Annotated in this window: 23 protein-coding genes; 22 read left to right on the top strand and 1 reads right to left on the bottom strand. The window is 61.1% G+C overall.

All coding sequences use genetic code 11. From position 1 onward, the window contains the following. Positions 1-18: 18 nt before the first annotated feature. Entirely contained in the window at positions 19-624 is a 606-nt protein-coding gene (locus WCT10_02930; GenBank protein MFA6603773.1) for a translation elongation factor Ts, read from the top strand. A gap of 527 nt (positions 625-1,151) precedes the next feature. After that, the gene (locus tag WCT10_02935) at positions 1,152-1,688 is read left to right on the top strand and encodes a hypothetical protein (GenBank protein MFA6603774.1); all 537 of its coding nucleotides are present in this window, start codon (positions 1,152-1,154) and stop codon (positions 1,686-1,688) included. Between the two features lie 146 nt (positions 1,689-1,834). Here the strand turns inward: WCT10_02935 and WCT10_02940 are convergent, their stop codons facing one another. Continuing rightward, positions 1,835-2,191, bottom strand: coding sequence for a hypothetical protein (locus WCT10_02940; protein MFA6603775.1), 357 nt, complete (start codon positions 2,189-2,191; stop codon positions 1,835-1,837). A 214-nt stretch (positions 2,192-2,405) separates the two neighbouring features. On the opposite strand from WCT10_02940, the gene WCT10_02945 reads away from it, so the two are divergent. The 20 genes from WCT10_02945 (at position 2,406) to WCT10_03040 (ending at position 23,491) form a co-directional block, all read left to right on the top strand. After that, positions 2,406-3,011: a hypothetical protein gene (locus WCT10_02945; GenBank protein ID MFA6603776.1), complete on the top strand. Its 606-nt coding sequence runs from the start codon at positions 2,406-2,408 to the stop codon at positions 3,009-3,011. A gap of 128 nt (positions 3,012-3,139) precedes the next feature. Continuing rightward, positions 3,140-4,162, top strand: coding sequence for a type I glyceraldehyde-3-phosphate dehydrogenase (gene gap / locus WCT10_02950; protein ID MFA6603777.1), 1,023 nt, complete (start codon positions 3,140-3,142; stop codon positions 4,160-4,162). Positions 4,163-4,172: 10 nt separating this feature from the next. Beyond that, positions 4,173-5,087, top strand: coding sequence for a metallophosphoesterase (locus WCT10_02955; protein MFA6603778.1), 915 nt, complete (start codon positions 4,173-4,175; stop codon positions 5,085-5,087). A 78-nt stretch (positions 5,088-5,165) separates the two neighbouring features. Beyond that, complete coding sequence (locus WCT10_02960) at positions 5,166-6,359, top strand: phosphoglycerate kinase (GenBank protein MFA6603779.1); 1,194 nt, start codon at positions 5,166-5,168, stop codon at positions 6,357-6,359. Between the two features lie 20 nt (positions 6,360-6,379). Next, complete coding sequence (locus WCT10_02965) at positions 6,380-7,162, top strand: SIMPL domain-containing protein (protein MFA6603780.1); 783 nt, start codon at positions 6,380-6,382, stop codon at positions 7,160-7,162. A gap of 17 nt (positions 7,163-7,179) precedes the next feature. Beyond that, positions 7,180-8,439, top strand: coding sequence for a phosphopyruvate hydratase (gene eno / locus WCT10_02970; protein MFA6603781.1), 1,260 nt, complete (start codon positions 7,180-7,182; stop codon positions 8,437-8,439). Between the two features lie 139 nt (positions 8,440-8,578). Then, entirely contained in the window at positions 8,579-10,150 is a 1,572-nt protein-coding gene (gpmI, locus tag WCT10_02975) for a 2,3-bisphosphoglycerate-independent phosphoglycerate mutase (GenBank protein MFA6603782.1), read from the top strand. A gap of 9 nt (positions 10,151-10,159) precedes the next feature. Next, positions 10,160-11,746, top strand: coding sequence for a 2,3-bisphosphoglycerate-independent phosphoglycerate mutase (gene gpmI / locus WCT10_02980; protein MFA6603783.1), 1,587 nt, complete (start codon positions 10,160-10,162; stop codon positions 11,744-11,746). A gap of 84 nt (positions 11,747-11,830) precedes the next feature. Continuing rightward, the gene (mutM, locus tag WCT10_02985; protein ID MFA6603784.1) at positions 11,831-12,658 is read left to right on the top strand and encodes a bifunctional DNA-formamidopyrimidine glycosylase/DNA-(apurinic or apyrimidinic site) lyase; all 828 of its coding nucleotides are present in this window, start codon (positions 11,831-11,833) and stop codon (positions 12,656-12,658) included. A 39-nt stretch (positions 12,659-12,697) separates the two neighbouring features. Further along, positions 12,698-13,351, top strand: coding sequence for a phosphatase PAP2 family protein (locus WCT10_02990; GenBank protein MFA6603785.1), 654 nt, complete (start codon positions 12,698-12,700; stop codon positions 13,349-13,351). Further along, positions 13,348-14,451, top strand: a complete 1,104-nt coding sequence (locus WCT10_02995; protein MFA6603786.1) for a sugar phosphate nucleotidyltransferase — start codon at positions 13,348-13,350, stop codon at positions 14,449-14,451. The genes WCT10_02990 and WCT10_02995 overlap by 4 nt, the downstream gene beginning before the upstream one ends. Continuing rightward, positions 14,451-15,491 (top strand): endolytic transglycosylase MltG, encoded by a 1,041-nt coding sequence (gene mltG, locus WCT10_03000; GenBank protein ID MFA6603787.1) that lies wholly within the window; start codon positions 14,451-14,453, stop codon positions 15,489-15,491. The genes WCT10_02995 and mltG overlap by 1 nt, the downstream gene beginning before the upstream one ends. Before the next feature lie 12 nt (positions 15,492-15,503). Continuing rightward, positions 15,504-17,240, top strand: coding sequence for a DUF2207 domain-containing protein (locus WCT10_03005; protein ID MFA6603788.1), 1,737 nt, complete (start codon positions 15,504-15,506; stop codon positions 17,238-17,240). Positions 17,241-17,270: 30 nt separating this feature from the next. Then, entirely contained in the window at positions 17,271-17,672 is a 402-nt protein-coding gene (locus tag WCT10_03010) for a CoA-binding protein (GenBank protein ID MFA6603789.1), read from the top strand. 246 nt (positions 17,673-17,918) lie between these two features. Further along, positions 17,919-18,386, top strand: a complete 468-nt coding sequence (locus WCT10_03015) for a hypothetical protein (GenBank protein MFA6603790.1) — start codon at positions 17,919-17,921, stop codon at positions 18,384-18,386. Between the two features lie 290 nt (positions 18,387-18,676). Beyond that, positions 18,677-19,153 (top strand): hypothetical protein, encoded by a 477-nt coding sequence (locus WCT10_03020; protein MFA6603791.1) that lies wholly within the window; start codon positions 18,677-18,679, stop codon positions 19,151-19,153. Positions 19,154-19,485: 332 nt separating this feature from the next. Then, on the top strand, positions 19,486-19,980 hold the full coding sequence (locus WCT10_03025; protein ID MFA6603792.1) for a hypothetical protein: 495 nt from the start codon (positions 19,486-19,488) through the stop codon (positions 19,978-19,980). A gap of 273 nt (positions 19,981-20,253) precedes the next feature. Beyond that, complete coding sequence (locus WCT10_03030) at positions 20,254-20,724, top strand: hypothetical protein (protein MFA6603793.1); 471 nt, start codon at positions 20,254-20,256, stop codon at positions 20,722-20,724. Positions 20,725-20,912: 188 nt separating this feature from the next. Further along, positions 20,913-21,356, top strand: a complete 444-nt coding sequence (locus WCT10_03035) for an NUDIX hydrolase (GenBank protein ID MFA6603794.1) — start codon at positions 20,913-20,915, stop codon at positions 21,354-21,356. Positions 21,357-21,361: 5 nt separating this feature from the next. Next, positions 21,362-23,491, top strand: a complete 2,130-nt coding sequence (locus tag WCT10_03040; protein MFA6603795.1) for an ATP-dependent helicase — start codon at positions 21,362-21,364, stop codon at positions 23,489-23,491. Positions 23,492-23,649 lie beyond the last annotated feature (158 nt).

The raw sequence follows: 23,649 nt of genomic DNA on the forward strand, positions 1-23,649 counted from the left end.
GCAGCAACTGCGCAAATTATGGCCATTGATGCCAAGACCATCAACGAACTTCGTAATCTGACCGGAGCCGGGATCGTCGACTGCAAGAACGCGCTCGAGGAGACCGCTGGCGACGTCGCCAAGGCGACCGACATCCTGCGCAAGAAAGGCCTCGCCAAGTCCGCCAAACGCGAAGGTAAGGACACCAAGGCCGGACTCGTCTACGCCTACATCCACGGCGAAGGCCGCGTCGGCGTGCTCATCGAAGTCCAGTGCGAGACTGATTTCGTCGCGCGGACCGAACAGTTCAAACAATTCGTCCACGACGTCGCCATGCAGGCCGCGGCCATGAACCCGCTGTACCTCTCCCCGGAAGCCGTTCCGGCCGAAGTGCTCGAGAAAGAGAAGGAGATCTACGCCGCCGAGTTCGCCGGTTCTTCGAAACCGAAAGAGATGGTCGAGAAGATCGTCTGCGGCAAGCTCGAGAAATATTTCTCCGAGACCTGTCTCACGAATCAGGCGTTCATCAAGGATGAGGATAAGACCATCAGCGAGCTGTTGAAGGATATTTCCGCCAAGACCGGCGAGAAGGTTGTCCTGAAGCGCTTCGTCCGCTTCGCGCTTTCCGAGGCTTTGGTCTGCTGACCCGGGTCCGCATACACGCACGAACGAATGATATTCCAAACCCCGCCGCGTGGCGGGGTTTTTGGCTGCTCCGCCCGCTTCACCCCCCCCATTGCTTCACCGCTCCAAATACTCCAGCACTCTCAAACTCCCTGACTCCGTCTCTCCCTGACTCCAGTACTCCAGAACTCCAGCACTCTCCCAATTGTTAGTGACCTCGGTGTCAGACACCGAGGAGATGGAGAGTGCGGAAGTGGAGGAGTGGGGGAGACACGATAAAACTTCAGCCCTCCAGCACTCCCTGACTCCGTCTCTCCCGCACTCCCGCACTCCGCCACGTCGTTCGCGAACGACGTGGCTCCCGCACTCTCCCAAGTTGACAACCCGCGAGGGGTGGATTAAGGTCGGCAACAGCTCTTTTCGCGGCCTGACGACAGGTCGGGTTTCTGTAGGTCATTGAAAATCCAAAGGAGTCGATGATGCGGCACGAGCTTGATTTGCATTCTGCGTTGATCGCGGGAGTGGTAATAGGGATACTTTGGCCGCTATTGACCTATGTCATCCTCGTGGGGACGAAGTTGATGTCGGAGCCGGAGACTGCCCGCCACGAAGCCGGCCACGTCGTCGCGCATTTCGTCGGTTTCGGCAAGGCGCCGTATCGCGTCGCTCTGACTACGTTCCAACTGAGCAACACGATGGGGCGCACGACGAACTGCAGCGGCGACGACTGTCGCGGCAATATCAGCGTGGCCGAGCAGTGGCACACGCTTGTGCTGCTCTTAGCTGGCATGGCCGCCGCTTCGTCGCGCGATGGCGGCGACAACGACATCCGCACCTTCCGGGATGTTGTTTTAGTCCTCCTGGATGAACAGCAAAGCGGTCAGGATATCAGTCCGCCGTGGCCCAACGATCTGTCCCTCCGACAGTTTGACTTCACGGACATCAGCGAAGAGGCGTGGCGTCGGACGACCGAAGTGGTCGCCCAGCATCGTCCTCAGATTGACGCCTTGGCCGAAGCGCTTCTGCGCCGCGGCAGCCTCGAGCACGAGGAGATCGAGGCTATCATCGACGCGACCGGCAAGTGAGTCCGCCGTTCGTCAGCTTGGCCGCCCTGCAATACTGCGGGGCGGTTTTTAATTTCCTTTTTTTTGGCGCAATAAAAAAACCGGACCCAGTCCGGGTCCGGCAGAAAAGAACTGCGAGCGGTTGCCGTTCGATCATCGCTGCTGCGTCAGCCGCTTTGGCCGCCGCTGCCGTTGCTGTAGCGTCGGTTGCCGCTTGGTCCGTCATTCTTGAGGACGAGCGGATCGGACGGATCGGCGGCGACGATCGGATCCGCTTTCGACTGGAGGTCCGACTGCCGCGGCAGACACGCCGCGATCTCGCAGAATTGACGGAGGGTTTCCGCGGCCGCCTGTTTTCGGGCCGCCATTTCTTCAAGACTGATGCCGAATTTCCGGCAATGGTCGACCTCCCAGTCCGTCAGGCCGAGGCGCAGTTGTTGGCGCCGCGCCTGTTTCTCATCGAGTTTGATGATGAGCAATCCGACGGCGGCGACCGCGATCAGCAAAAGGACTCCTGCTGCCATGTGTTCTCCTTCCGTTGCCAAGGAACGATGTTTTCCGCAGACACGAATGATAGTCTTGCCCCAGCCGTTGTCAATGGCTTTTGAAGGCTGAGAACCAGGCTCCGTCGGACCCGAAGCGCCTTGACAAGACGGCATTTTTATGCTTAATTGTCAGGTTGCATCCGGCACACATCCGGGCTGAATAAGCTCTTTGATAACCCAGAAGGAGACCTCGATGACCACGGATTTTTCGGAGTGTTGGTATTTCCCGATGATGTTTCAGATCACGATGATTTTCTGTGGTTATCTCATCGGCGTACGCCATGCCTTTCGCAACAGCGAATTTAATGCCAGGCATGAAGTTGGCCATACGATCGTAGGGCTAGCCAGCACTTGTCTCCAGGTGCATTACACGAAGCTGACGTCGCCACTCCTTCCATTCAGTGAAGAAGGAGGACGTGTGGTTTTCGGCGGGATCGATCTCAGCGGTCTCAACATTAATTCCAGCGCGTCTCTTTGGGAGTGCGGTGCGCTGGTGTCAGCCGGCGAGGTTGCCGTGCAGAGCGACATGGGCTGTGAAAATGACCTGGAGAATTTCGGATCGGTAGCGCGAGAATTGGTGCGCCGGCAGTCGGCTGGCGAGGATATCCGTCCGCCCTGGCAGACCGATGCCGTACGCCGATCGTATTCGGCCGCTGACATCCGCGAATTTTGTCTGGCACGCGCCAGCGAACTGCTGCGGCAACAAGCCGGTCTGATCGAACCGCTCATCGAAGCCCTTCTTCGCCAGCGCCGTCTTGACTGCGCGGAGATCGACATCATCGTCGCCAGTCAGGGTTGAGAGGTCAACGTCATTTCTTATATGACCGTTTCGGGCAAACACCCGAGCGGTCATTTTATTTTTCTGATATAATATTTTCCTGTCGGCCAGCAGCTAACGGCCGGCAACTAAGCGCCAGATCAGCCATTATGCCTATCCGCGTCGCCATCAACGGTTTCGGCCGCATCGGACGGAATACGCTCAAAGGAGCCTGGGGCCGGCTCAAGGATCTCGAATTCGTCGCTCTGAACGATCTCACCGACACCAAGACCCTGGCGCATCTCCTGAAGCACGACACTTCTTACGGCGCCTGGGACCGCGAGGTGAGTTACGACGAGAAGAATCTCATCGTCGACGGCAAGAAGATCCCGGTCTTCGCCGAGAAGGATCCGGCGCTGCTGCCGTGGGCCAAACTCCGCGTCGACGTGGTGCTCGAATGCACCGGCCGGTTCACGAGCGAGGAGAAAGCCTCGACGCATCTCAAGGCCGGCGCCCGGCTCGTCATCCTGTCCGCTCCGGCCAAGGGCGGCAACGTGCCGACTTATGTGCTCGGCGTGAACGCCGACGGCAAGACCAAGTTCGGCAAGGAGAAGATCATCAATAACGCTTCCTGCACCACGAACTGCATCGCGCCGGTGGCCAAGGTCATCGAGGACACCTTCGGCGTCAAGCGCGCTTTCATGACGACCGTCCACGGCTACACCGCCGATCAGAATCTCCAGGACGGGCCGCACAAGGATCTGCGCCGCGCGCGGGCCGCGGCCGCGAACATCGTGCCGACTTCGACCGGAGCGGCCATCGCCGTCACGGAGTGCATTCCGGCGATGACGGGCATCTTCGACGGGCTCGCCATCCGCGTCCCGGTGCCGGTGGTCTCGCTCGCGGATTTCACGTTCCTGCTCAAGAAGAAGACGACCGTCGAGGAGGTCAACGCGGCGCTGAAGAAAGCCGCGGCCGGACCCATGAAGGGCGTGCTCGCCGTGACCGACGAACCGCTGGTCTCTTCGGATTTCATCCGTAACAACAATTCCGGCATCGTTGATCTGAAACTGACCAAGGTCATGGAGGGCGACTTCCTGAAGGTCATCGCCTGGTACGACAACGAGTGGGGTTATTCGATGCGGCTCGCCGATATGGCGCAGCTCTACGCGTCGAAGATGCTCAAGAATTGAGTCCAAGACCGTGTCTGCCCGGGTCGCGACATGGCTGTTCGACGGGGTCACCGCTGTTCTGCTGGCGGCGATCCCGTTGTATTTTTGGTCCTTGCGCGGGCGCTGGGCGAAGATCCCGCTTCGGGGGCGTTACGTCCTTTTCGCGGGAGCGCTCGGGTTTCTTTGGCTGGCGGTTTTTTACGGCAGTTTCATCGAGCCGAAAATGCTCACGGTCAGGACTTACGAGGTCAGCGCTGGTTCCGGTTCCGACAAGATCTCGCTCGCGGTCGTGAGCGATCTGCATCTCGGCGTCTACAAAGGACGCGCCTGGACGGAGCGCGTCGTGCGCCGGATCAACGAACTCAAACCTGACGTCATCCTGCTCGCCGGCGACTTCGCCGCCAACCAGGCCGGACTCGAAGCTCTCGAACCGTTCCGCGATCTCCGGGCGAAAGACGGCGTGTACGCCGTGCTCGGCAATATTGATTATGAGATCGGCGGCGTGGATATCCGCCGCCGCATCGAGTCCTACGGTATTGAGGTGTTGACCAACGAATCGGTGCGGCTGGGCGACAGCGAGCGCGAGGTGCGACTGATCGGACTCGATGATCTGAAATACGGCCATCCGGATTGGGAAGCGGCGCTGGCGGAGGTTCCGGCCGGAGCGTTCACGATCCTCGCGGCCCATAATCCGAACGCGGTCCAGCGGGCGGAGACTCTCGGCCTCGACGTCGTCGTCTCCGGACACACGCATGGCGGTCAGATCCGGCTGCCCTTCATCGGGCCGCTGGCTCCGCTGCCGACCAGACTCGGCCGGCGTTTCGACCGCGGCCTCTTCGATTACGGACCTGTCAGCCTGCTCATCACGCCCGGAGCGGGGGAGACCGGCACCCGCGCCCGCCTCCTCTGTCCGCCCGAAATCTCGGTCCTGGAGATCTCTTATTGATGCCTCCCGGCCGCGGTTAGAGCCGCCGGGCCGGATGTGTTATAATTGAAAAGCTTAAGTACTCTTCCGTGAATTTTTATGAAACTCGCCGTCGTGGCCGATCTTAAGAAATTGGCCGGCAAACGCGTCTTGGTCCGCGTGGACTTCAACATCCCTCTCGGCCCGAAAGGCCGGATCGAACCAGCCGAAGGAGCCAAGATTCAGGCCACGCTTCCGACCGTGGAATACCTGGTCCGCGCGAACGCCAAAGTCATCCTGGTCTCGCATCTGGGCCGGCCGCAGGGCTGCGAGCCGAAATATTCGCTGGCGCCGATCGCTAAGTATCTCGCCAAGCTGCTGGATCGTCCGGTCAGGTTCATTGATGATTGTCTGGAAGATGATGCCGACCAGGTCGCCAAGAAATTGGCGCAGCTTCAGGACGGCGAGGTCGCACTGCTCGAAAACATCCGGTATTACCCCGAGGAGGAGAAGAACGATGCTAGGTTCGCCAAGCGGTTGGCTGGTCTCGCCGACATTTTCGTGAACGATGCTTTCGCGACTTGCCATCGCGCCCACGCTTCGACCGCCGGCGTGACGAAGTTCCTGCCGAGCTATGCCGGCCTGCTCGTCGAGAAGGAAGTGGTGAGTCTCGACAAACTGCTCAAGAAGCCGAAGAAACCGTTCTATGTGCTCATGGGCGGCGCCAAGATCTCGTCGAAACTTCCGACGCTCGAGAAGATGCTCCAGACGGCCGACAAGGTTTTTGTCGGCGGCGGCATGGCCAACAGTTTCTTCAAGGCCCGGGGTTACGGCATCGGCAAGTCGAAAGTCGAGCCGGAGGAGGTCAGGTTCGCCAAGAAGCTCCTGAAGAACAAGAGACTGATCCTACCGGTTGACGTGCTCGCGGCTTCGGCGCTCAAGGAAAATGCCGCGGTCCGCGTGGCCAAGCCCGATGACGTGCGCCCGAACGAGTACATCGTCGATATCGGCACGCAGACGATGCGCGACTTCGCGCTCGAACTGAAGAAAGCCAGGACGCTCGTCTGGAACGGACCGGTCGGCCTCTTCGAGATCCGCAAGTTCAGCCACGGCTCGATCATCCTCGGCCGCGTCATCGCGGCGCATTCGCGCGGCCGCGCTTTCGGCGTCGTCGGCGGCGGCGAGACGATCGTCTGCCTGGAACGGACCGGCATGGCCGAGTACGTCGACCACATCTCGACCGGCGGCGGCGCGATGCTGGAGTACCTGTCCGGCAAGGTCTTGCCGGGGATCAAACCCTTATTGCATAAATAACGGCTTAACCAAGCTCGAATATGGACATGAATAATGACAAGATCGGCTGCTGCCGCTGCAAGGGAAAAGCGCCCATGATGATCGCTGCGCTGCTGATGCTGGCGCTCACGGCTTGGCTCGGGCTCAAGGCCAGGAATGCCTGGCGCGAATACGAGTTCATCGGCGTGCCGATCGAGCGGCACACGTTCACGATCGCGGGCGAGGGCCGCGTCTCGGTCATTCCGGACATCGCCAAGATCGAGATCGGCAATGTGGTCGAACGGCCGACGGTCGGCGCGGCGCAGAAAGAGAACACGCGGATCATGAATGCGTTCAACGAGAAACTGGATTCGTTCGGCGTCGTCAAGGCCGACGTCCAGACCTCGAACTATTCCATCCAGCCGGTCTACGATTGGAATGACGGCAGACAGCTCTTGCGCGGCTACCAGGTGGCGCAGAATCTGCGGCTGAAGATCCGCAACCTCGACAACGTCGGCGACATCATCGGCGCCGCCGGCACGCTTGGCGCCAATCAGATCGGCGGCATCGAGTTCACGGTCGACGAACCGGAGGCGGTCAAAGAGCAGGCGCGGGTCAAGGCGCTAGAGAACGCCAAGAGCAAGGCCGACGCCCTGTCCAAGGTCGTGGGCGTCGAGATCGTTCGGGTCATCTCTTTCAGCGAGAACTCCACCGAGCCGATCTATAACCGGCCGTATTTCGCCGACAAGGCCATGGCCGTCGGCGGCGCGCCAGCTGCGCCGGACATTCAGGCCGGCAGCGCGGAGTACGTCATCAATGTCGACGTGACTTACGAGATCCGCTAAGTGCTGATCATCATCTTATGGCTAACAAGATCAAGGACATCAGGGCGAGGGAAATTCTCGATTCGCGCGGCAATCCGACGCTCGCGGTGAAGGTCGAAGTCGAAGGCGGATTCTTCGGCGCCGCTTCGGTGCCGTCCGGCGCTTCGACCGGCGTCCATGAGGCGCTCGAACTCCGCGACGGCGACAAGAAACGCTACGGCGGCCAGGGCGTGCTCAAAGCCGTCGAGAACGTCAACAAGATCATCGGACCGAAGCTGCGCGGCATGGACGTCACTCTGCAGCGCAAGATCGACGACGCGATGCTCGGCCTCGACGGCACGGAGAACAAGTCCAAGCTCGGCGCCAACGCCATCCTGGGCATCTCGCTCGCGTGCGCCCGCGCCGGCGCCGCCGTCCGCGGCGTCCCGCTCTACGTCTACCTGCGCTCGGTCTACGGCATCGATCGCAAGGGGTTCGAACTGCCGCTGCCGATGATGAACATCCTGAACGGCGGCCGGCACGCCGATTTCGCGATCGACTTCCAGGAATGCATGATCATCCCGAAGATGAAGAGATTCGCGGAACGCGTCCGCGCCGGCAGCGAGATCTTCCATGCGCTCGGCAAGATCCTGAAGAAGAAGGGCTACGTCACTTCGGTGGGCGACGAAGGCGGCTTCGCGCCGCGCCTCGCCTCGAACGAAGAAGCGTTCGAACTCATCCTCGACGCGATCGAGGACGCCGGTTACGCTCCAGGCAAGGACGTGGCGCTCGGCGCCGACGTGGCGGCTTCGGAGTTCTATGACGAGGACAAGAAAGTCTACAACCTGAATGTCGAAAAGAAGGTCCTGGCTCCGGCCGAGCTCATCAAGCTGTACGAGAAGTGGCTGGCCAAATATCCGTTCATCCTCATCGAGGACGGTCTGGCCGAGGATGACTGGGAGAACTGGGAGGACCTGACCGCTAAGCTCGGCAAGAAGCTGGCGCTCATCGGCGACGATCTCTTCGTCACGAACGTCAAGCGTCTGGAGATGGGCATCAATCGCAAAGTCGGCAACGCCATCCTGATCAAGGTCAACCAGATCGGTTCGCTCTCCGAGACCATGGATACGATCATGCTGGCTCAGCAGAACAAGTACAAAGTCGCCATCTCGCACCGTTCCGGCGAGACCGCGGATACCTTCATCGCCGATCTCGCGGTGGCGGTCGGGGCCGAATTCATCAAGACCGGCAGCCTGTCGCGGAGCGAACGGCTGGAGAAGTACAACCGGCTCATGGAGATCGAAGAGGAGATCGCCTGACCGCTGACAACCGGATCAATCAACCGCCTCCCGCGCCAGCAGGGGGCGGTTTTAGCTTAATTAAGGCTAATCTTGATCTTCGGTGGTCGGGAGCTTCATTTTTGGCTCTCTTACTTGTATAATTTCTACCACGCCCATTATGACCACCAAAAAAATCGCCGCCGCTAAAATTCCGCCCGTCGTTCTGGCTGTCATTGATGGCTGGGGCTTGGCACCGCCAGGCCGGGGTAACGCAATCTCGCTCTCCAAGACGCCGAACTTGGACGCTTTGTTCGGCAAATATCCGCATTCCCAGCTCATGGCGCACGGCCGTTACGTCGGCCTGCTGCCCGACCAGGAAGGCAACTCCGAGGCCGGCCACATGAACATCGGCGCCGGCCGGATCGTCCGGCAAGATATTTCTTATGTCACCGAGGCGATCAAGGATCGCACTTTTTTCAAGAATACCGCTTTCAAGGAGGTCCTGAAGCACGCCAAGAAATACGGCACCACGGTTCATCTCATGGGCTTGCTTTCGAACGGCAACAGCGCTCATGCCTGTCCGGAGCATCTTTACGCCCTGTTGGAATTTTGCCGCGACGAAGGCATTGACCGGGTGTTGCTGCATCTCTTCACCGACGGCCGCGATTCGCCGCCGTTCTCGGCCACGCGGCTCCTGCATGATCTCGAGAAACGGCTGTATCCGAACCAGCAGATCGCCACGGTCATGGGCCGCTTTTACGCCATGGACCGCAACAAGCGCTGGCCGCGCATCGAGCTGGCTTATAATGCCATCGTCTGCGGCGAAGGCCTCGTGGCGGCGAACGCCCACGCAGCCATCCTGCACGGCTACAATCGCGGCGAGTCCGACGAATTCATCTTGCCGACCGTGATGGTGGGCGAGGACAAGCGGCCGATCGGCGGCGTCCACGACAATGACGTCGTCATTTTCTTCAACCTGCGCAGCGATCGCGCCCGCGAACTGACCAAGGCTTTCGTGCAGAAGGATTTCGAACAGCGTTCCGAAGGCGTCTTCAAGCGCAAGTGCGTGCCGCGCAACACCCGCTTCGCGGTGATGGCGGATTTCGGACCTGATCTGCCGCATGTCTTCACCGCGTTCCCCAGCCGCGACATCCAGCTCGGCCTCACCGAGGTGCTCGCGCCAGTGCGGCAGTTCTACATCGCCGAATCCGAGAAATACGCGCACGTGACCTACTTCTTCAACGGCGGCTTCGCCGACCCGCGCGTCGGCGAGGAGCGGATGCGCGTGCCGTCGCCTTTCGTGGCCCATTACGATTCCAAACCGGAGATGCGCGCCATGACCATCGCCGGCGAAGTGGCGCGCCGGGTGCGGTCCGGACTCCATGATTTTACCGTCTTGAATCTCGCCAATCTCGACATGGTCGGACACACCGGCAATCTGTCCGCGACCATCAAGGCTGTGGAGACGGTCGATCATTGCATCGGGATCATCGCCGAAGCGGTGCTGGAGAAAAAAGGCCACCTGATACTCACCGGCGATCACGGCAACGCCGAACTCATGATCAATCCCGAGACTGGCGAACTCATGACCGAACATACCGCGAATCCGGTGCCGTTCCTGCTCGTGAGCGATGTTTTCCGCAAGGCCAAGATCGGCGACGGGATGCTGGCCGATGTCGCGCCGACCATCCTTGATATCATGCATATCCCCAAACCGGTCGAAATGTCGGGATTTTCGCTTCTCCGCTGACGCAATTTTATGCCCGAAGGCGTACCGAAACCGGTCCTGCTGCTGGTGCTCGATGGTTGGGGCGTGGCCCCGGCCGGCGAAGGCAATCCCGTTGAGGCCGCCGAGACCCCGGTCTTCGACGACTTGGTCCGTACTTATCCGACCGCGACCGTGCGCGCTTCCGGCGAAGCCGTCGGTTTGTCTTGGGGCGAGATGGGCAACTCCGAGGTCGGCCATCTGACGATCGGCGCGGGCAAGATCTTCTACCAGTCGCTGCCGCGCATCAACATGCAGATCCAGACCGGGGCGTTCTTCGAGAACGACGTCCTGATCAAGGCTGCCGAACACGCCAAGAAGAACAATTCAGCGTTCCATATCATGGGCATCCTGAGTCCGGGCAACGTCCACGGTTCGGACGAGCACATCTATGCGCTGCTCGAATTCGCCAAGCGTCAGGGACTCACCAAGGTCTTCGTGCACGCGTTCATGGACGGTCGTGATTCCATCTTCAACATGGGCATCGAGTTCATGCGCGCACTGCAGAAGAAGATGACCGAGCTCGGCGTCGGGCGCGTCGCCTCGATGGGCGGCCGTTACTGGGGCATGGACCGCGATAACCGCTGGGACCGGGTCGAGAAAGCCTACAATGCCATCGTCGGCAAGGACGGCGTCGCCAAAAAATACGAAGATCCGATCAAGGCCATCGAGGAATCTTACGCCGCCAAGGTCTACGACGAAGAGATCGAGCCGGCCATCTTCACCGAGGGTGGCCAGCCGGTCGGTCCCGTCAAAGACGGCGACGCTCTGGTCTTCGCGAATTATCGTCCGGACCGTTCGCGCCAGATCGCGCAGGCGTTCTGCATCCCGTCGTTCGCCAAGTTCCAGCGCGACTACCTGCCCAACCTGTATTTCGCCACGATGATGGAATACGAGAAGGGGACGCCGGCCAAGATCATGTATCCGCCGGAGAACATCGACACCTGTCTCGCCAAGATCGTCTCGGAAGCCGGCTTGAAGCAGCTGCATATCGCCGAGACGGAAAAATACGCGCACGTCACGTTCTTCATGAACGGCATGCGCGAGGAGCCGTATCCGGGCGAGGATCGCGTGATCATCCCGTCGCCGCGCGTCTCGTCCTATGATCAGGCACCGGCCATGTCCACGCCAAAGATCGCCGAGCGCATCGTCAAGGAATTTGAGGAGAAGAAATACGACCTGATCGTCTGTAATTTCGCGAACGCCGACATGGTCGGGCACACTGGTAAGTTCGAAGCCACCAAACAGGGCTGCGAGGTCATCGATCAGTGCTTGGGGACGATCGTGAACGCGGCGCTGCAGCACGGCGGCGCGATCGTGATCACGGCCGACCACGGCAACGGCGAGGAGGTCATCAACCTGCAGACCGGCGAGCTCGACAAAGAGCACAGCACCAATCCCGTGCCGTTCATCGTCGTCGCCGAGAGTTTCCGCGGCCAGGCGTCGCCGTCGGGCGAGGTGATCGGCGGCGATCTTTCGATCATGCCGCCGGTCGGCATGTTGGCCGATGCGGCGCCGACGGTCCTGAAACTGCTGGGCGTGCCGCAACCGAAGGAATTGACCGGCTCGCCGCTCATTTAGAGTTGGGGAGTCAGGGAGAGGCGAAGCGGGGGAGATCGAGTCTCTCCCTGACCCCGTCTCTCCCTGACTCCGTCTCTCGCATTTATGCCCGAATTACCCGAAGTCGAGACCATCCGCCGCCAGTTGGAAAAAGAGGCCGTCGGTCGGCGCATCAAAGGCGTTGATGTCCGTTTTTCCGGCCGGCTGAATGTGAAGCCGGCGGTTCTGGCCAAAGCTCTGGTCAGCTCCAGGATCATTGCCGCCCGCCGCCGCGCCAAGCTGCTGTTCGTGGATTTTTCGAGCGGCTGGACGCTCGTACTGCACCTGAAGATGACCGGGCGACTGCTGCTCGTGCCGGCCAAGACCCGGCCTGGCAAGCACGATCATCTGGTGTTCCATCTGAACGGCGGGCGCGATCTTTTTTTCGAGGACGTGCGCAAGTTCGGTTATCAGAAACTCATCCGGACCGAGGAGGTCGAGGAGGCAATCGTCGTGGCCGGCGATTACGGACCGGAACCGTTGGAGCCGGGATTCACGCTGGCGCGGTTCACAGGCTGCCTGCGCAAGTTCGGCCGCAAGAAGATCAAGCCGTCGCTCCTGGATCAGACCTGTCTCGCCGGGATCGGCAATATTTACGCCGACGAATCCCTGTGGCGCGCCCGGATCAGGCCGGAGCGCCGCGTCGCCACGCTCGGACCGGCGGAGCTCAAGGCGCTCTATGCTGGCGTGCGGGACAGTCTGAAGATCTCGATCCGCAATCGCGGCACTTCGGCCGATGATTATCTGGATCTGTACGGCAAAAAAGGCACGAACGAGGCCGCTCTCAAAGCGTACGGCCGCGAGGGCCTGAAGTGCCGCCGGTGTGGCGGCCTGATCGCCAAAGTGCGGCTGGCCGGCCGGGGCACGCATTATTGTCCGCGTTGCCAGAAATGAATTCATCCGGCGGCTAGACGTCCGCCTGACACTTGATCTATGTTCATACCCGACACGCGCGCGTTCCGTTATCTCAATGATCTCGCCGGGCAGAACTCCATCCTCGACTGGGTCGGCATTTTTGCGGCTAAGTACCTGATCTTCATCATGCTGGGTTACGTGCTGGCCGCCGCAGCGCTCATCTACTGGCGGGAACATCAGCACCGGCGCGAACCGCTCCTCCGCAAGATCGGGGAGATGTTCTCGCGCCGCCACGCGGAGCATTCGGCCGCCGCCGCGGTCGCCGCGGTCCGGGCCCTGGTCGCGGCCGCGTTGGCTTATGTGATCAACCAGCTGATCGCCATGGTCTGGTTCCGGCCGCGGCCGTTCGTGACCCTGCGCGCGGTCAATAAACTGACCGACACGCCGGCGACCGATAAATCTTTCCCGTCGGACCACACGGCGATCTCGTTCGCGCTGGCTTTTTCCGTCGTTTATACGAAACCGGCCGCCGGCGCGATCCTGTTCGTCGGAGCCGCGATCGTCGCTCTTGGCCGGGTCTTCGTCGGCGTCCATTATCCGAGCGATATTCTCGCCGGCGCGGCCGTGGGCTGCTTTTCAGCCTGGGTGACGCGGCTGGCGGAGCTGCGTTTCCGCGGCTTGGCGCCGCTCAAGGAACAGCTCAAGAATCTCGGCCGCCGCGCCAAATTATGATCGCTCTCATCCTGGCTGGCGGCGGCGGCACGCGCCTCTGGCCGGTTTCCCGCCGGAAGAATCCCAAACAGGTCGAGGCGATCATCGGCGACCGCTCACTGTTGCAGACGACCTACGCCCGGCTCCGCCGCGGTTTTCCGGCCGCCAAGATCTTCGTCGCCGCCGGCATCGGCCAGCAGCGGAAGATCGCCGCTCAGCTGCCCCAGCTGCCGGCGGAGAACCTGATCCTCGAACCTTGCCGCCGCGACACAGCCGCGGCCGTCGGTTTCGCCCTGCTGCGGATCGCGCAGCGCCATCCCGGAGAGACTTTCGTCGTCATCAATTCCGACGCTTACATTCAGGACGTCCCGGAATATCTGCGCGTCATCAGACTGGCCGGACGCCTGGCCGCCGCGCGGCCGGAGAACGCCGTACTCATCGGGATCGCGCCGGATTATCCGGAGACCGGGTACGGCTACATCAAGACCGGTCGGCGCGCTCTGAAGCTCGCGGCCGGCGCGGGCCGGAGCCGCCGGACGGATTTCGTTTTCGCGGTCGAGAAGTTCGTGGAGAAACCCGATCTCGCGACCGCTCGCGAGTATCTGGCGCACGGCGGCTATCTCTGGAATCCGACACTGGTCGTCGGCCGCATCGATCGCTTTCTCGAACTCTACGGCCGGTACTTGCCGCGGCACGCCGCCCTGTTCCGCCGGATGGCGGCCGCGTTCGGTACCCGCGGCGAGAAGGCCGCCATCGACCGCTTGTTCGCCCGACTGCCGTCCGTGAGCATCGATTACGGCATCCTGGAAAAAGAACGGTCCATGCTCGTGCTACCGGCCGCTTTCGGCTGGGCCGACGTCGGCAACTGGCGCGCGGTCAAGGAAGTCCTGTCGCCGTCCCGCGGGTCCAGCGTCGTCAAAGGCCTGCATGTCGGCCACGAGTCGAGCGGCAACATCATCTATTCGCCGGCCGGCAAACTCGTCGCCACCATCGGCGTCTCGGACATGGTGATCATCGATACCGGCGACACTGTCCTCGTCTGTCCGCAGGACCGGGCTCAGGACGTGAAGCAGATCGTCAGCCAACTCGAAGGCTGCGGCAAACTTAAGAAATTCATCTGATGAGAAAGCTACTGATCACGGTCGGCAGCGTCGCGGCGGTCGTCGCTCTGGGCGGCTGGATCGCGGCTTGGCTCGTCACGCCGGGGCATCCGGCCGACGCCAGTTTCAGCGTGGCCGCGGGCGAGAACGTCGATCGTATCGTGGCGCGCCTCAGCGATCGCGGCTTCATCCGCAGCCGGGCGCTGTTCAAGCTGGCGCTCAGGCAAAGCGGCCTGGAAGCGAAACTCCAGCCCGGCAATTATGATCTGGCCGGCGTCTCGACCCAGTTCGAGCTCATCAAGAGACTGACGAGCGGGGGAGTCTCCGCTGACGAGTTTGTCCTGCTCATCAAGGAGGGTTGGGATCTGCGTGATATCCAAAAGCGGCTGGAGGAGCTGGGGTATGCCGGCGCCAAGGAATTTTTCCGGGCGACCGGCGAGCCGCTCGCCGAACCAGGCCGTTCCGACAAGCGGCCCGCGCCGGATCTGACGGAAGAGTTCCCCATGCTGGCCTCGAAGCCGACCGGCACGAGCCTCGAAGGCTACCTGTTTCCCGACACTTATCGGCTGTTCAAGACAGCGACGCCCGAGGAGATCGTGCAGGAACTGGTCGCCAATCTGGAGCGCCGGTTGCGCGCGGCCGGCCTGCTCGACCGGATCGTCGCCGACAAGAAACTGAACGAGATCCTGACGCTCGCGAGCATCGTGGAGCAGGAAGTGCGATCGCCGGAGGATCGCCGCCTGGTCGCCGATCTTTTCGAGCGCCGCCTGGAGCGGGGGATGGCCCTGCAGGCCGACTCGACGGTCAATTACGTCACCGGCAAGAGCGCCGCCGCAGCCAGCGCTGCCGATCTTCAGGCCGACTCGCCTTTCAATACTTACCAATATCCCGGCTTGCCGCCGGGTCCCATCTGCAATCCCGGTCTCTCCGCCGTGAGCGCCGTGCTGGATCCGGAGCCGAACCAGTACTGGTATTTCCTGACCGATGACGCGGGGGCGGTGCATTACGCCAAGACCTTCGAGGAACACGTTCAAAACAAAGCGCGCTATCTGCGGCGCTAGCCCGGCAACCATATGGGTTCAACTTCGCGAAGATCATTCGGCCTGATCATCCTGATCGCCAGTTTCGTTATCGCCGGTTTCGCAGTCGTGGTCCGGCCGGCTGTGGCGCAAACCGTCGAGGAGATCAGTTCGTTCGCGTCCGACATCGAGGTCCGGAGCGACGGGATCGTCGGGATCGTCGAGACTATCGAATATTATTTTCCCGACGAGCGCCACGGCATCTATCGCGACATCGCGGAGGAATACGTCAACGACCGGGGCGAGCAATACCGCATTCCGATCACGGTCCTGAGCGTCCGCGATGAGCGCGGCAACGACTGGAACTATTCCCTCGAACGCGGCGGGAGCGGCTTGCGCGTCAAGATCGGCGATCCGAACCGGACCGTCACCGGCCGCCAGGTCTACGTCATCGCTTACGAGGCGACCGGTGCGCTCCGATATTTTGCGGACCATGACGAACTCTATTGGAACGCCACGGGGACCGAGTGGCAGGTCCCGATCCGCCGCGCCGCCGCGACCATCAGGCTGCCCGAACCGATCGATCCGGCAACGATCACACTCAAGTGTTACACCGGCGGGCGCGGCTCGGCCGCCGAGAATTGCCAGAAGAGCGTCCAGGGCCGGCAGGCTGATTTTGCGGCGACCGGCGCGCTGACCGTGGTGGTCGGCTGGCCGCCGGGACTCATCGCGAAGGTCGAGGCAGCGGCGGCGCCGGCGGTGTCCTGGCCCGGCGTGCCGTGGCGCTGGATCCTGTCAGCGCTGCTCCCGTCGCTCGTCATCCCGTTGGGCGTCTTCATTTATCTGTTCGGACGCTGGCGGCGGTACGGCCGCGATCTCCAAGGCAGTCCGACGCTCGTGGTCCAATATGATCCGCCGGACAAACTGGGAGCGGCCGAGACCGGCGTCATCTACGACGCCACGGCCGACATCCGGGAGGTCTCGGCGGCCATCGTGGAACTGGCGGTCCGCGGTTTCCTGCTGATCCGCGAGGTCGAGACTCAGGGGCTGATCTTCAAGAGCCAGGATCACGAGCTCGTGAAGCTCGCGGCTCCGACTGGCGCCGCGCCGTTGGCCGAACATGAGAGCAAACTGCTCGCCGCGCTGTTCCCGGCCGGCGACACGGTCCGGCTTTCCTACATCAAAGAGCACCATGCTTTCTCGGGCCAGCTGAAGGGCATCACCGATTCGATGTATGACCGGGTCACGACGCTCGGATATTTCGAACAGAATCCGGAGCGGGTGCGCGCCAAGTATTTCGGCGCCGGCGTGGCGTTCATGCTGGTCGGATTCTTCATTGCACCGCTCGCGATCGCGGCGGTCCTCGCCGGCATCATTTGTCTGGTCTTCGGCGCCATCATGCCCAAGCGCACGGCCCGGGGCGTCCAGGCGTTCGATCACGCCAAGGGTTTCCGGGAATATCTGGAGCACGCGGAAAAATATCGCCTGCAGTGGCAGGAGCGGGAAAATATCTTCGAGAAGTTCCTGCCTTACGCCATGGTCTTCGGGATCGTCGATAAATGGGCCAAGGCGTTCGAGGGACTCCAGTTGCAGCAGCCGTCCTGGTACGAGGGCCGGGCGTTCGGTTCCGGAGCCTTCAATGCCGTCATGTTCAGTTCGGCTTTCAACAGTTTCGGGACCGCGATGAATTCGGCTGTGCTCTCGACGCCGTCCCGGAGTTCGAGCGGCAGCGGTTTTTCGGGCGGCTTTTCCGGCGGCGGCGGAGGCGGTGGCGGCGGGGGATCGTGGTAGGCCGTTTGATCTCATAACTCCTGAATTCCTATGACCGACGCACAACTCAAGAAGATCTTCGCCATCAAGACCATCGCCGCGGTCGGCTTGTCGTCGAACGCCGCGCGGCCGAGTTACGGCGTCTGCTCGTATCTGCAGGGCCGCGGTTATCGGATCATCCCGGTGAATCCCAACGAGACCGAAGTTCTGGGGGAGAAAGCCTATCCGGACCTGGACGCCGTGCCGGGGCCGGTCGAGATCGTTCAGATCTTCCGCCGGCCGGAAGCCGTGCCGGAGATCGTCGAAGCCGCCATCCGCAAAGGCGCCCAGGTCGTTTGGATGCAGGACGGAGCCGGAAATCCGGACGCGGCGCGCCGCGCCGAAGCGGCTGGCCTGCTGGTCGTGGCGGATGATTGCATGTTGCGCCAGCACCGGAGGTTGTTCGGTGAGTAGGGTAGCGGAGAGTGGGGGAGACGAAGTGTTGAAGTACTGGAGTACTGAAGTACGGAAGCTTAACCTCAAACCTCCAGCACTCCCGCACTTCAGCACTTCAGTACTCCTGCATTTCCTCACCCCCCCCATCTTCATCAAAAAACCGCCTCGTAGGCGGTTTTTTGACCATTATTCCAGTCTTTGTTAAGGTGCTTTCCGCAGCCGCTGGTTGCCGTGTTCTTTCACTAACATCATCGGAGGTAGAGAATGAATCCGAAGACGATCGTGGTCTCTCTTTTCGCCTTGTTTCTTTTGGCAGGGTGCGCCAAGTTTCGCTTCGATGTTCCGGACGGCTTCAAGATCATCGAAGAGCAGAGGGATAATTTTGGCCAGGGCAAGTGGCAGCTCACGAACGAGGCGGGCAATAGCATGATTTTTGTCAACCTAATGTCAGCCGAGGTTTGGCCGCTGGATAAGCAAGTGGACGAGTACCTATCTCTCATCGCTGATCTGGATGGTGTGATCACCGAGAAAGTGATCACGGATTACAGAAGTTCCGCGAGGCTGGAGTTCACGTACGTCGCGCAACAGTCTCACAGGACTGGTCGGGTCTTCTTTCGTCAGTTGACTGAAAGAAATATGACCATCGTCGTTTTTGGTTGGTGGTTGGATTCCCAGGCTGCGACCGCCGGACCAGCCTTCGAAGCCGTCGCCGCTTCGGCCGACTATAAGTAACGGGTTCTTCATCAGCTCCGATTTTCTTCAGCTCGCCGCGCTCTCTCAAGGGCGCGGTTTTTTTCGCAACTATCAGAAAACCTCGGCGTCAGCCGAGGTTGAATAAAAGACGCGAATCCCCCGCAGTTTTAGCGGAGAGGGATCAGAACTCCCACACTCCCACACTCTCCGTCTTCATCAAAAAACCGCCCCGTAGGCGGTTTTTTGACCATTACTTCAGCCTTTGTTAAGGTGCTTCCCGCAGCTGCAAGCTGCCGCGTTCTTTCATCAATATCATCTGGAGGTGGGGAATGAATTTGAAAACGATCATCGTATCCGTATTCGCGCTGTGTCTTTTTGCAGGCTGCGCCGCTCCGCAGGCGCATCTGATCGTGCCGGACGGCTGGCAGGCCACCTCGATACACGATCTCGAGTCCGGCTTCAGCCAGACGTTGGCAAACGAGGGTGAGCAGGCCTACATCTTCGTCAAAATAGCCCCGGATAAAACTTATCCGCGCGTTAAGGAACAGCTGGACTCGGATCTCCGTTACATCAAAAGTGTTGGCGGCAAGCTGATCGAGTCCCTGGTTGTTGCCGATCAGAGCTTCGCGCGGCTGGCCTTCACGATCGAATTGGCAGATGGCACTCTGGGCATCGGCAGGATCATCTTGCGCAAGTCGACCAAGGGCAAGCGGACGGTTGCTGTCAGGGGTGTTTGGCCGCTGGATAAGGATGCGGTCATCAGGCCGGACTTCGAAGCCATTGCCGCTTCAGTCGACTACAAGTAGCAGGTTCGCCACCAGCTCCGATTCTCTTCAGTTCACCGCGCTCTCTCATGAGCGCGGTTTTTTTCGCCATTTTGAGGTGAAGAGACGGAGTCAGGGAGAGACGGAGTTGGGGAGATACGAAGATACGGAGTCACGTCGTTCGCGAACGACGTGACGGAGCCATATCGCTCACAAGCGACGCGACTCCGTCTCTCTGTTACTTCCTGACTCCGTCTCTCCCGCACTCCTGCACTCCCATACTTTCCACTATTTCGGCCGCGTGTTAAGGTGGCGGCAGTCGATCGGATGTTCGTCGCACCTTTTTAACAACGCCGCTTCAGAGGAGGTTCAGGATGAAGATCTCGCTGCTAGCGATCCTGGGTCTGGCCCAGTTGTTTTCTGCTGTCGATTGTTCGCCAGCCGGCGAGCCGAGACTCTGGTCCGAGTCGCCTCAGGGCTGGAAAGTCACGGCCGAACTGGTCCGCAGCGGTCGGGCGATGTTGGTCCTGAATCCGGAAAAGGCCGGTCTCGAGGCCGGATTCGGCGTGATCTGCGCGCCGGCCGGCAAGATGCCGCCTGAAGTCAGGTTCCGGTCGCTGGCGAGACAGGCCCGGGAAATGGCCGGCGCCGTGGACATCGAGGCGTACGACGCGGCCAAAAAGTTCTTTGTCCTGTCTTACGCCTACGAGTCGGTTTCCGGCGAGGCTTACGTCGCTCGCGTCACCGTGAAGACGGATTCCTCAGGACTCGGCCAGACTCTGGTCATCTCCGGTTATTGGCCGGAGGCGGTCGATCCGGACCTGGCCCGCGTTTACGCCGACTTCGTCGCCTCGATCGATTTCAAATGAGTCCGTTCTGACCTGCTCCCGCGTCTCCTAGAGGCGCGGTTTTTTTCACCACTTTGAGGTGAAGAGACAGAGTCAGGGAGTGATGGAGAGACGGAGAGATGTCGCTCGCGAACGACACGGCCTCGTCTCTCCCTGACTCCGTCTCTCCTGCACTCCAGTACTCCCGCACTCTCCACCCACCCATCGTTTTGACCATTCCCCCGGCCTTTGTTAAGGTGCTCTCCGCAGCCGCGGGCTGCAGTGTCCTTTCACCCAGATCATCGGAGGTAGAGAATGAGCCTGAAAACGATCGTCGCGTCCGTCTTCGCGCTGTTCCTGTTGGCGGGGTGTGCGCCCAAGTTCCAAGTCACCGTGCCTGAAGGCTGGAAAGTGGCTAAGGAATTGAACGAAGAGGGCGTGCAAGCGAAACTCCTTGTCAACGCAAAGGAGGATATCGCGATCAAGGTCTTCTGCGTGCCGGCCGAACAAGTGCCGGTCGAGGAAGCTCTGAAGTCGACGGTCGACCTTGTGAACCAGGCTCAGGGCCAGATCGTCGAACAGGACCTCGCCGCTGACAAGAGCTCGTCCCGGGTCGTTTTTACGGTTACGGTTGATGGCACTGATCTTGCCGGCCGTCAGGTGTTCAAGCTGAGCAGCTATAAGCACGCCAAGGCGTTGCTTATCTCCAGTGTTTGGTTGGCCGCGCAAGATGCCGAGGCTGCCAAGGCTTTTGAGATCATCGCCGCTTCAGCTGACTTCAAGTAGCCGCCCAGCGTCAGTTTCGTTTCCGATTCTCTCAGTTTGCCGCGTCTCGTCAGACGCGGTCTTTTTTATCCATTTATCCACAAAAGGTGTCAGGTACTTTTGGGGTGCCAAAGGTACCAGGTACCTTTTGCCCGGAAATCGGCGGTGCGGTACACTAGCCGGGCATTCATTAATATTTCGTTGTGACCATGGATGAACTCGCCCGACAACTGGATCGTCCCGGGGACAACGCGCATTGTCCCGGCGTTTTCGTGCTGCGTGGCGGCCAAGTGCTCGTCGGTCTGCGGCACTATGCCAAGCACGGCATCGCCGCGACCGATCTCTGGACCATCCCCGGCGGCCGCTGCGAAACCGGGGAGACCATCGGCCAGGCGGTCCGGCGCGAAGCGGCCGAGGAAGCCGGCCTGACCGAACTCGAGCTCACCGACTGGTTGGCCGAGATACCCGGCGCCCGGGCCGGCGACATCGTCCCGCTCTTCATCGGCCGTTCGTCCCAGCCGCCGCGCCTCATGGAGCCGGAGAAGTTCGCCGAGTGGCGCTGGTGCGATCCCGCCGCCGTGCCGCGGCCGTTCATCAATCCCGAAGCCCTGATCCTGCTCCAGGCGTGGGTCCGGTCGCATCCCCAAAACTGACCGTTATGCCGCACATCGATTTCGAAAAGGAACTGAACGCTGAACAGCTCGCGGTCGTGAAGAACGCCGACGGGCCGTGTTTGGTCTTGGCCGGCGCCGGCTCCGGCAAGACGCGGACCATCGTCTATCGCGTGGCCTATCTCGTGGAGCACGGCGTGGATCCGTCGAGCATCCTCCTGCTCACTTTCACCAACAAGGCCGCCAACGAGATGATGACCCGCATCGGCGAACTCCTCGGGCTCGCGGGCGACGCGCGGCCGGTCGGTCTCTGGGGCGGCACGTTCCATTCGGTCGCGAACCGGCTGCTCCGCATCTACGGCCGCCAGATCGGCTACGGCCAGAATTTCACCATCCTCGACGAAGAGGACGCTAAGGCGCTCATCAAGGCTTGTATCAAGGAGCTGAACCTCGACGCCGCCGGCCGCCGTTTTCTGTCGCCGGCCGGGGTCAAGGAGATCCTGAGCTACGCGCGCAACTCGACCAAAGGCCTGGAGAAAGCGGTCGAACGGCACGATGCGCGGCTCGTTTCGGACCTCTCCAAGTTCACGGACATCGCCGCGCTCTACGAAAAGAAGAAACGCGCCGCGAACGCTATGGACTTCGACGACCTGCTCATCCGGCTCTACGAACTTTTGAAACAGGAACCGCGCCTGGCCGAACTTTTGTCCCAGCAGTTCCGTTACATCCTCGTCGATGAGTATCAGGACACGAATGCGCTCCAGGTGGCGTTCATCAAAGAGCTCGCGGGGCCGAAACACAATCTGCTTGTCGTCGGCGACGACGCCCAGAGCATCTATTCTTTCCGCGCGGCCGACGTGCGGAACATCCTGGATTTCCCGCAGCAGTTCCCGGACGCCAAGGTCTTCCGGCTGCAGACGAATTACCGCTCGACGCCGGAGATCCTCAGCCTCGCGAACGACATCATCGCCAAGAACGTCAATCAGTTCCCGAAAGAATTGACGAGCGTGTCGAAAGGCCTGGAGAAACCAGCGGTCGTGCCGGCAGTCTCCGCTTCGAAGGAGGCGCAGTTCGTGTTCAATAAGATCGAACAACTGCTCGAATCCGGCGTGCCGGCGCGTGAGATCGCCGTGCTCTTCCGCGCCACGCACCATTCGCAGATGCTGGAGTTCGAACTCATGAAAGCCGCTCTGCCTTACGACTACCGCGGCGGCCTGAAATTCTTCGACCGCGCGCACGTGAAGGACACGCTGGCGTTCCTGCGTCTCACGGTCAATTTCAGCGACGAGGCCGCCTGGCTCAGGGTGCTGGGACTTCAGGAGGGCATCGGCGATGTCTCGGCTGGCAAGATCTTCGAGGCTCTGCGCGCCGCCGGCAGTCTCGCCAAGTCCATTCTCGCGCCCATCGAGCAGCAGTTCGGCAATCGCGTGGCCCGCGGCTGGAAGGATCTGCGCGACATCCTGGAGGCGCTGCACGCGGCGGGCGGCAAGCCGGCCGACCTCATCAAGGCTGTGACGACCTCGACCTACATCGATTATCTTGAAGCCGAATATCCGAATTACCGCGAGCGGCTGGAGGATCTGGACCAGCTCGCCGTGTTCAGCCGGAATTACGAGAAGGTCGAGGATTTTCTCGCGGACGTCACCTTGGACGACGGCGTCTTCGGCGGCGCGCGCGAACTCAAAGCCGGCGGCGGCCGGCGCGCCCCGTCGCGCGGCGACCGCATTGTGCTGTCGACCATCCATCAGGCCAAGGGGCTCGAATGGGACGCGGTGTTCATCATCCACCTGAACGACCAGTCGTTCCCGAACCGCAAGGCCGCGGCTGAACAGGGTGGTCTCGAAGAAGAGCGGCGCTTGTTCTACGTCGCCGTGACGCGGGCGCGCAAGTGGCTGTTCCTGAGTTATCCCGCGGCTATGGGCGGGCGCGAGGGCGGTTTCGATTACGCGCCGCCGTCGCTGTTCCTCGAAGAGATCGACGTTGCTTGCCTGAAGGACGGCGCCTGTCTCGCGGGCCGTCGCACCGGCAGCCGCTCGGGTGGCGACGATTGGTCCGATCCGGGATTCGACGATGAGTCGGTCGAAGTTGATCAGACGGGGGAACTGAAGGAAGTGGGGGAGCGGATGAAGAGCGTGAATGACGACTGGAAGAAAAAAAGCTTTTTAAGGGATGTTTGAGGAGCGCGGCGCGAGCGGAACTGATCAAGAATAAGCGCCGCTCGCGAGATCTCGGCGGACGGCGAATCGTCCGACGAGGGGGGGAGGATATCCAGAGCAGACCTGCCGCAACCGCGGCGGGTTTTAGGTTCGGATCGGGCGATTTGCGTCCGGCTGGG

The organism is Patescibacteria group bacterium, from assembly GCA_041667185.1.
Classification (GTDB): Bacteria; Patescibacteriota; Patescibacteriia; order SG8-24; family SG8-24; genus JBAYFM01.

Excerpts from the sequence above, each read along its gene's own strand:
- WCT10_03035 (MFA6603794.1), top strand. The coding sequence starts at position 20,913 with ATGGATGAACTCGCCCGACAACTGGATCGTCCCGGGGACAACGCGCAT.
- WCT10_02965 (MFA6603780.1), top strand. The coding sequence starts at position 6,380 with ATGGACATGAATAATGACAAGATCGGCTGCTGCCGCTGCAAGGGAAAA.
- mutM (MFA6603784.1), top strand. The coding sequence starts at position 11,831 with ATGCCCGAATTACCCGAAGTCGAGACCATCCGCCGCCAGTTGGAAAAA.
- gpmI (MFA6603782.1), top strand. The coding sequence starts at position 8,579 with ATGACCACCAAAAAAATCGCCGCCGCTAAAATTCCGCCCGTCGTTCTG.
- WCT10_02960 (MFA6603779.1), top strand. The coding sequence starts at position 5,166 with ATGAAACTCGCCGTCGTGGCCGATCTTAAGAAATTGGCCGGCAAACGC.
- WCT10_03020 (MFA6603791.1), top strand. The coding sequence starts at position 18,677 with ATGAATTTGAAAACGATCATCGTATCCGTATTCGCGCTGTGTCTTTTT.
- WCT10_02930 (MFA6603773.1), top strand. The coding sequence starts at position 19 with ATGGCCATTGATGCCAAGACCATCAACGAACTTCGTAATCTGACCGGA.
- WCT10_03005 (MFA6603788.1), top strand. The coding sequence starts at position 15,504 with ATGGGTTCAACTTCGCGAAGATCATTCGGCCTGATCATCCTGATCGCC.
- WCT10_03010 (MFA6603789.1), top strand. The coding sequence starts at position 17,271 with ATGACCGACGCACAACTCAAGAAGATCTTCGCCATCAAGACCATCGCC.
- WCT10_02945 (MFA6603776.1), top strand. The coding sequence starts at position 2,406 with ATGACCACGGATTTTTCGGAGTGTTGGTATTTCCCGATGATGTTTCAG.
- gpmI (MFA6603783.1), top strand. The coding sequence starts at position 10,160 with ATGCCCGAAGGCGTACCGAAACCGGTCCTGCTGCTGGTGCTCGATGGT.
- mltG (MFA6603787.1), top strand. The coding sequence starts at position 14,451 with ATGAGAAAGCTACTGATCACGGTCGGCAGCGTCGCGGCGGTCGTCGCT.
- gap (MFA6603777.1), top strand. The coding sequence starts at position 3,140 with ATGCCTATCCGCGTCGCCATCAACGGTTTCGGCCGCATCGGACGGAAT.
- WCT10_03015 (MFA6603790.1), top strand. The coding sequence starts at position 17,919 with ATGAATCCGAAGACGATCGTGGTCTCTCTTTTCGCCTTGTTTCTTTTG.
- WCT10_03030 (MFA6603793.1), top strand. The coding sequence starts at position 20,254 with ATGAGCCTGAAAACGATCGTCGCGTCCGTCTTCGCGCTGTTCCTGTTG.
- WCT10_03025 (MFA6603792.1), top strand. The coding sequence starts at position 19,486 with ATGAAGATCTCGCTGCTAGCGATCCTGGGTCTGGCCCAGTTGTTTTCT.
- WCT10_02990 (MFA6603785.1), top strand. The coding sequence starts at position 12,698 with ATGTTCATACCCGACACGCGCGCGTTCCGTTATCTCAATGATCTCGCC.
- eno (MFA6603781.1), top strand. The coding sequence starts at position 7,180 with ATGGCTAACAAGATCAAGGACATCAGGGCGAGGGAAATTCTCGATTCG.
- WCT10_03040 (MFA6603795.1), top strand. The coding sequence starts at position 21,362 with ATGCCGCACATCGATTTCGAAAAGGAACTGAACGCTGAACAGCTCGCG.
- WCT10_02995 (MFA6603786.1), top strand. The coding sequence starts at position 13,348 with ATGATCGCTCTCATCCTGGCTGGCGGCGGCGGCACGCGCCTCTGGCCG.
- WCT10_02940 (MFA6603775.1), bottom strand. The coding sequence starts at position 2,191 with ATGGCAGCAGGAGTCCTTTTGCTGATCGCGGTCGCCGCCGTCGGATTG.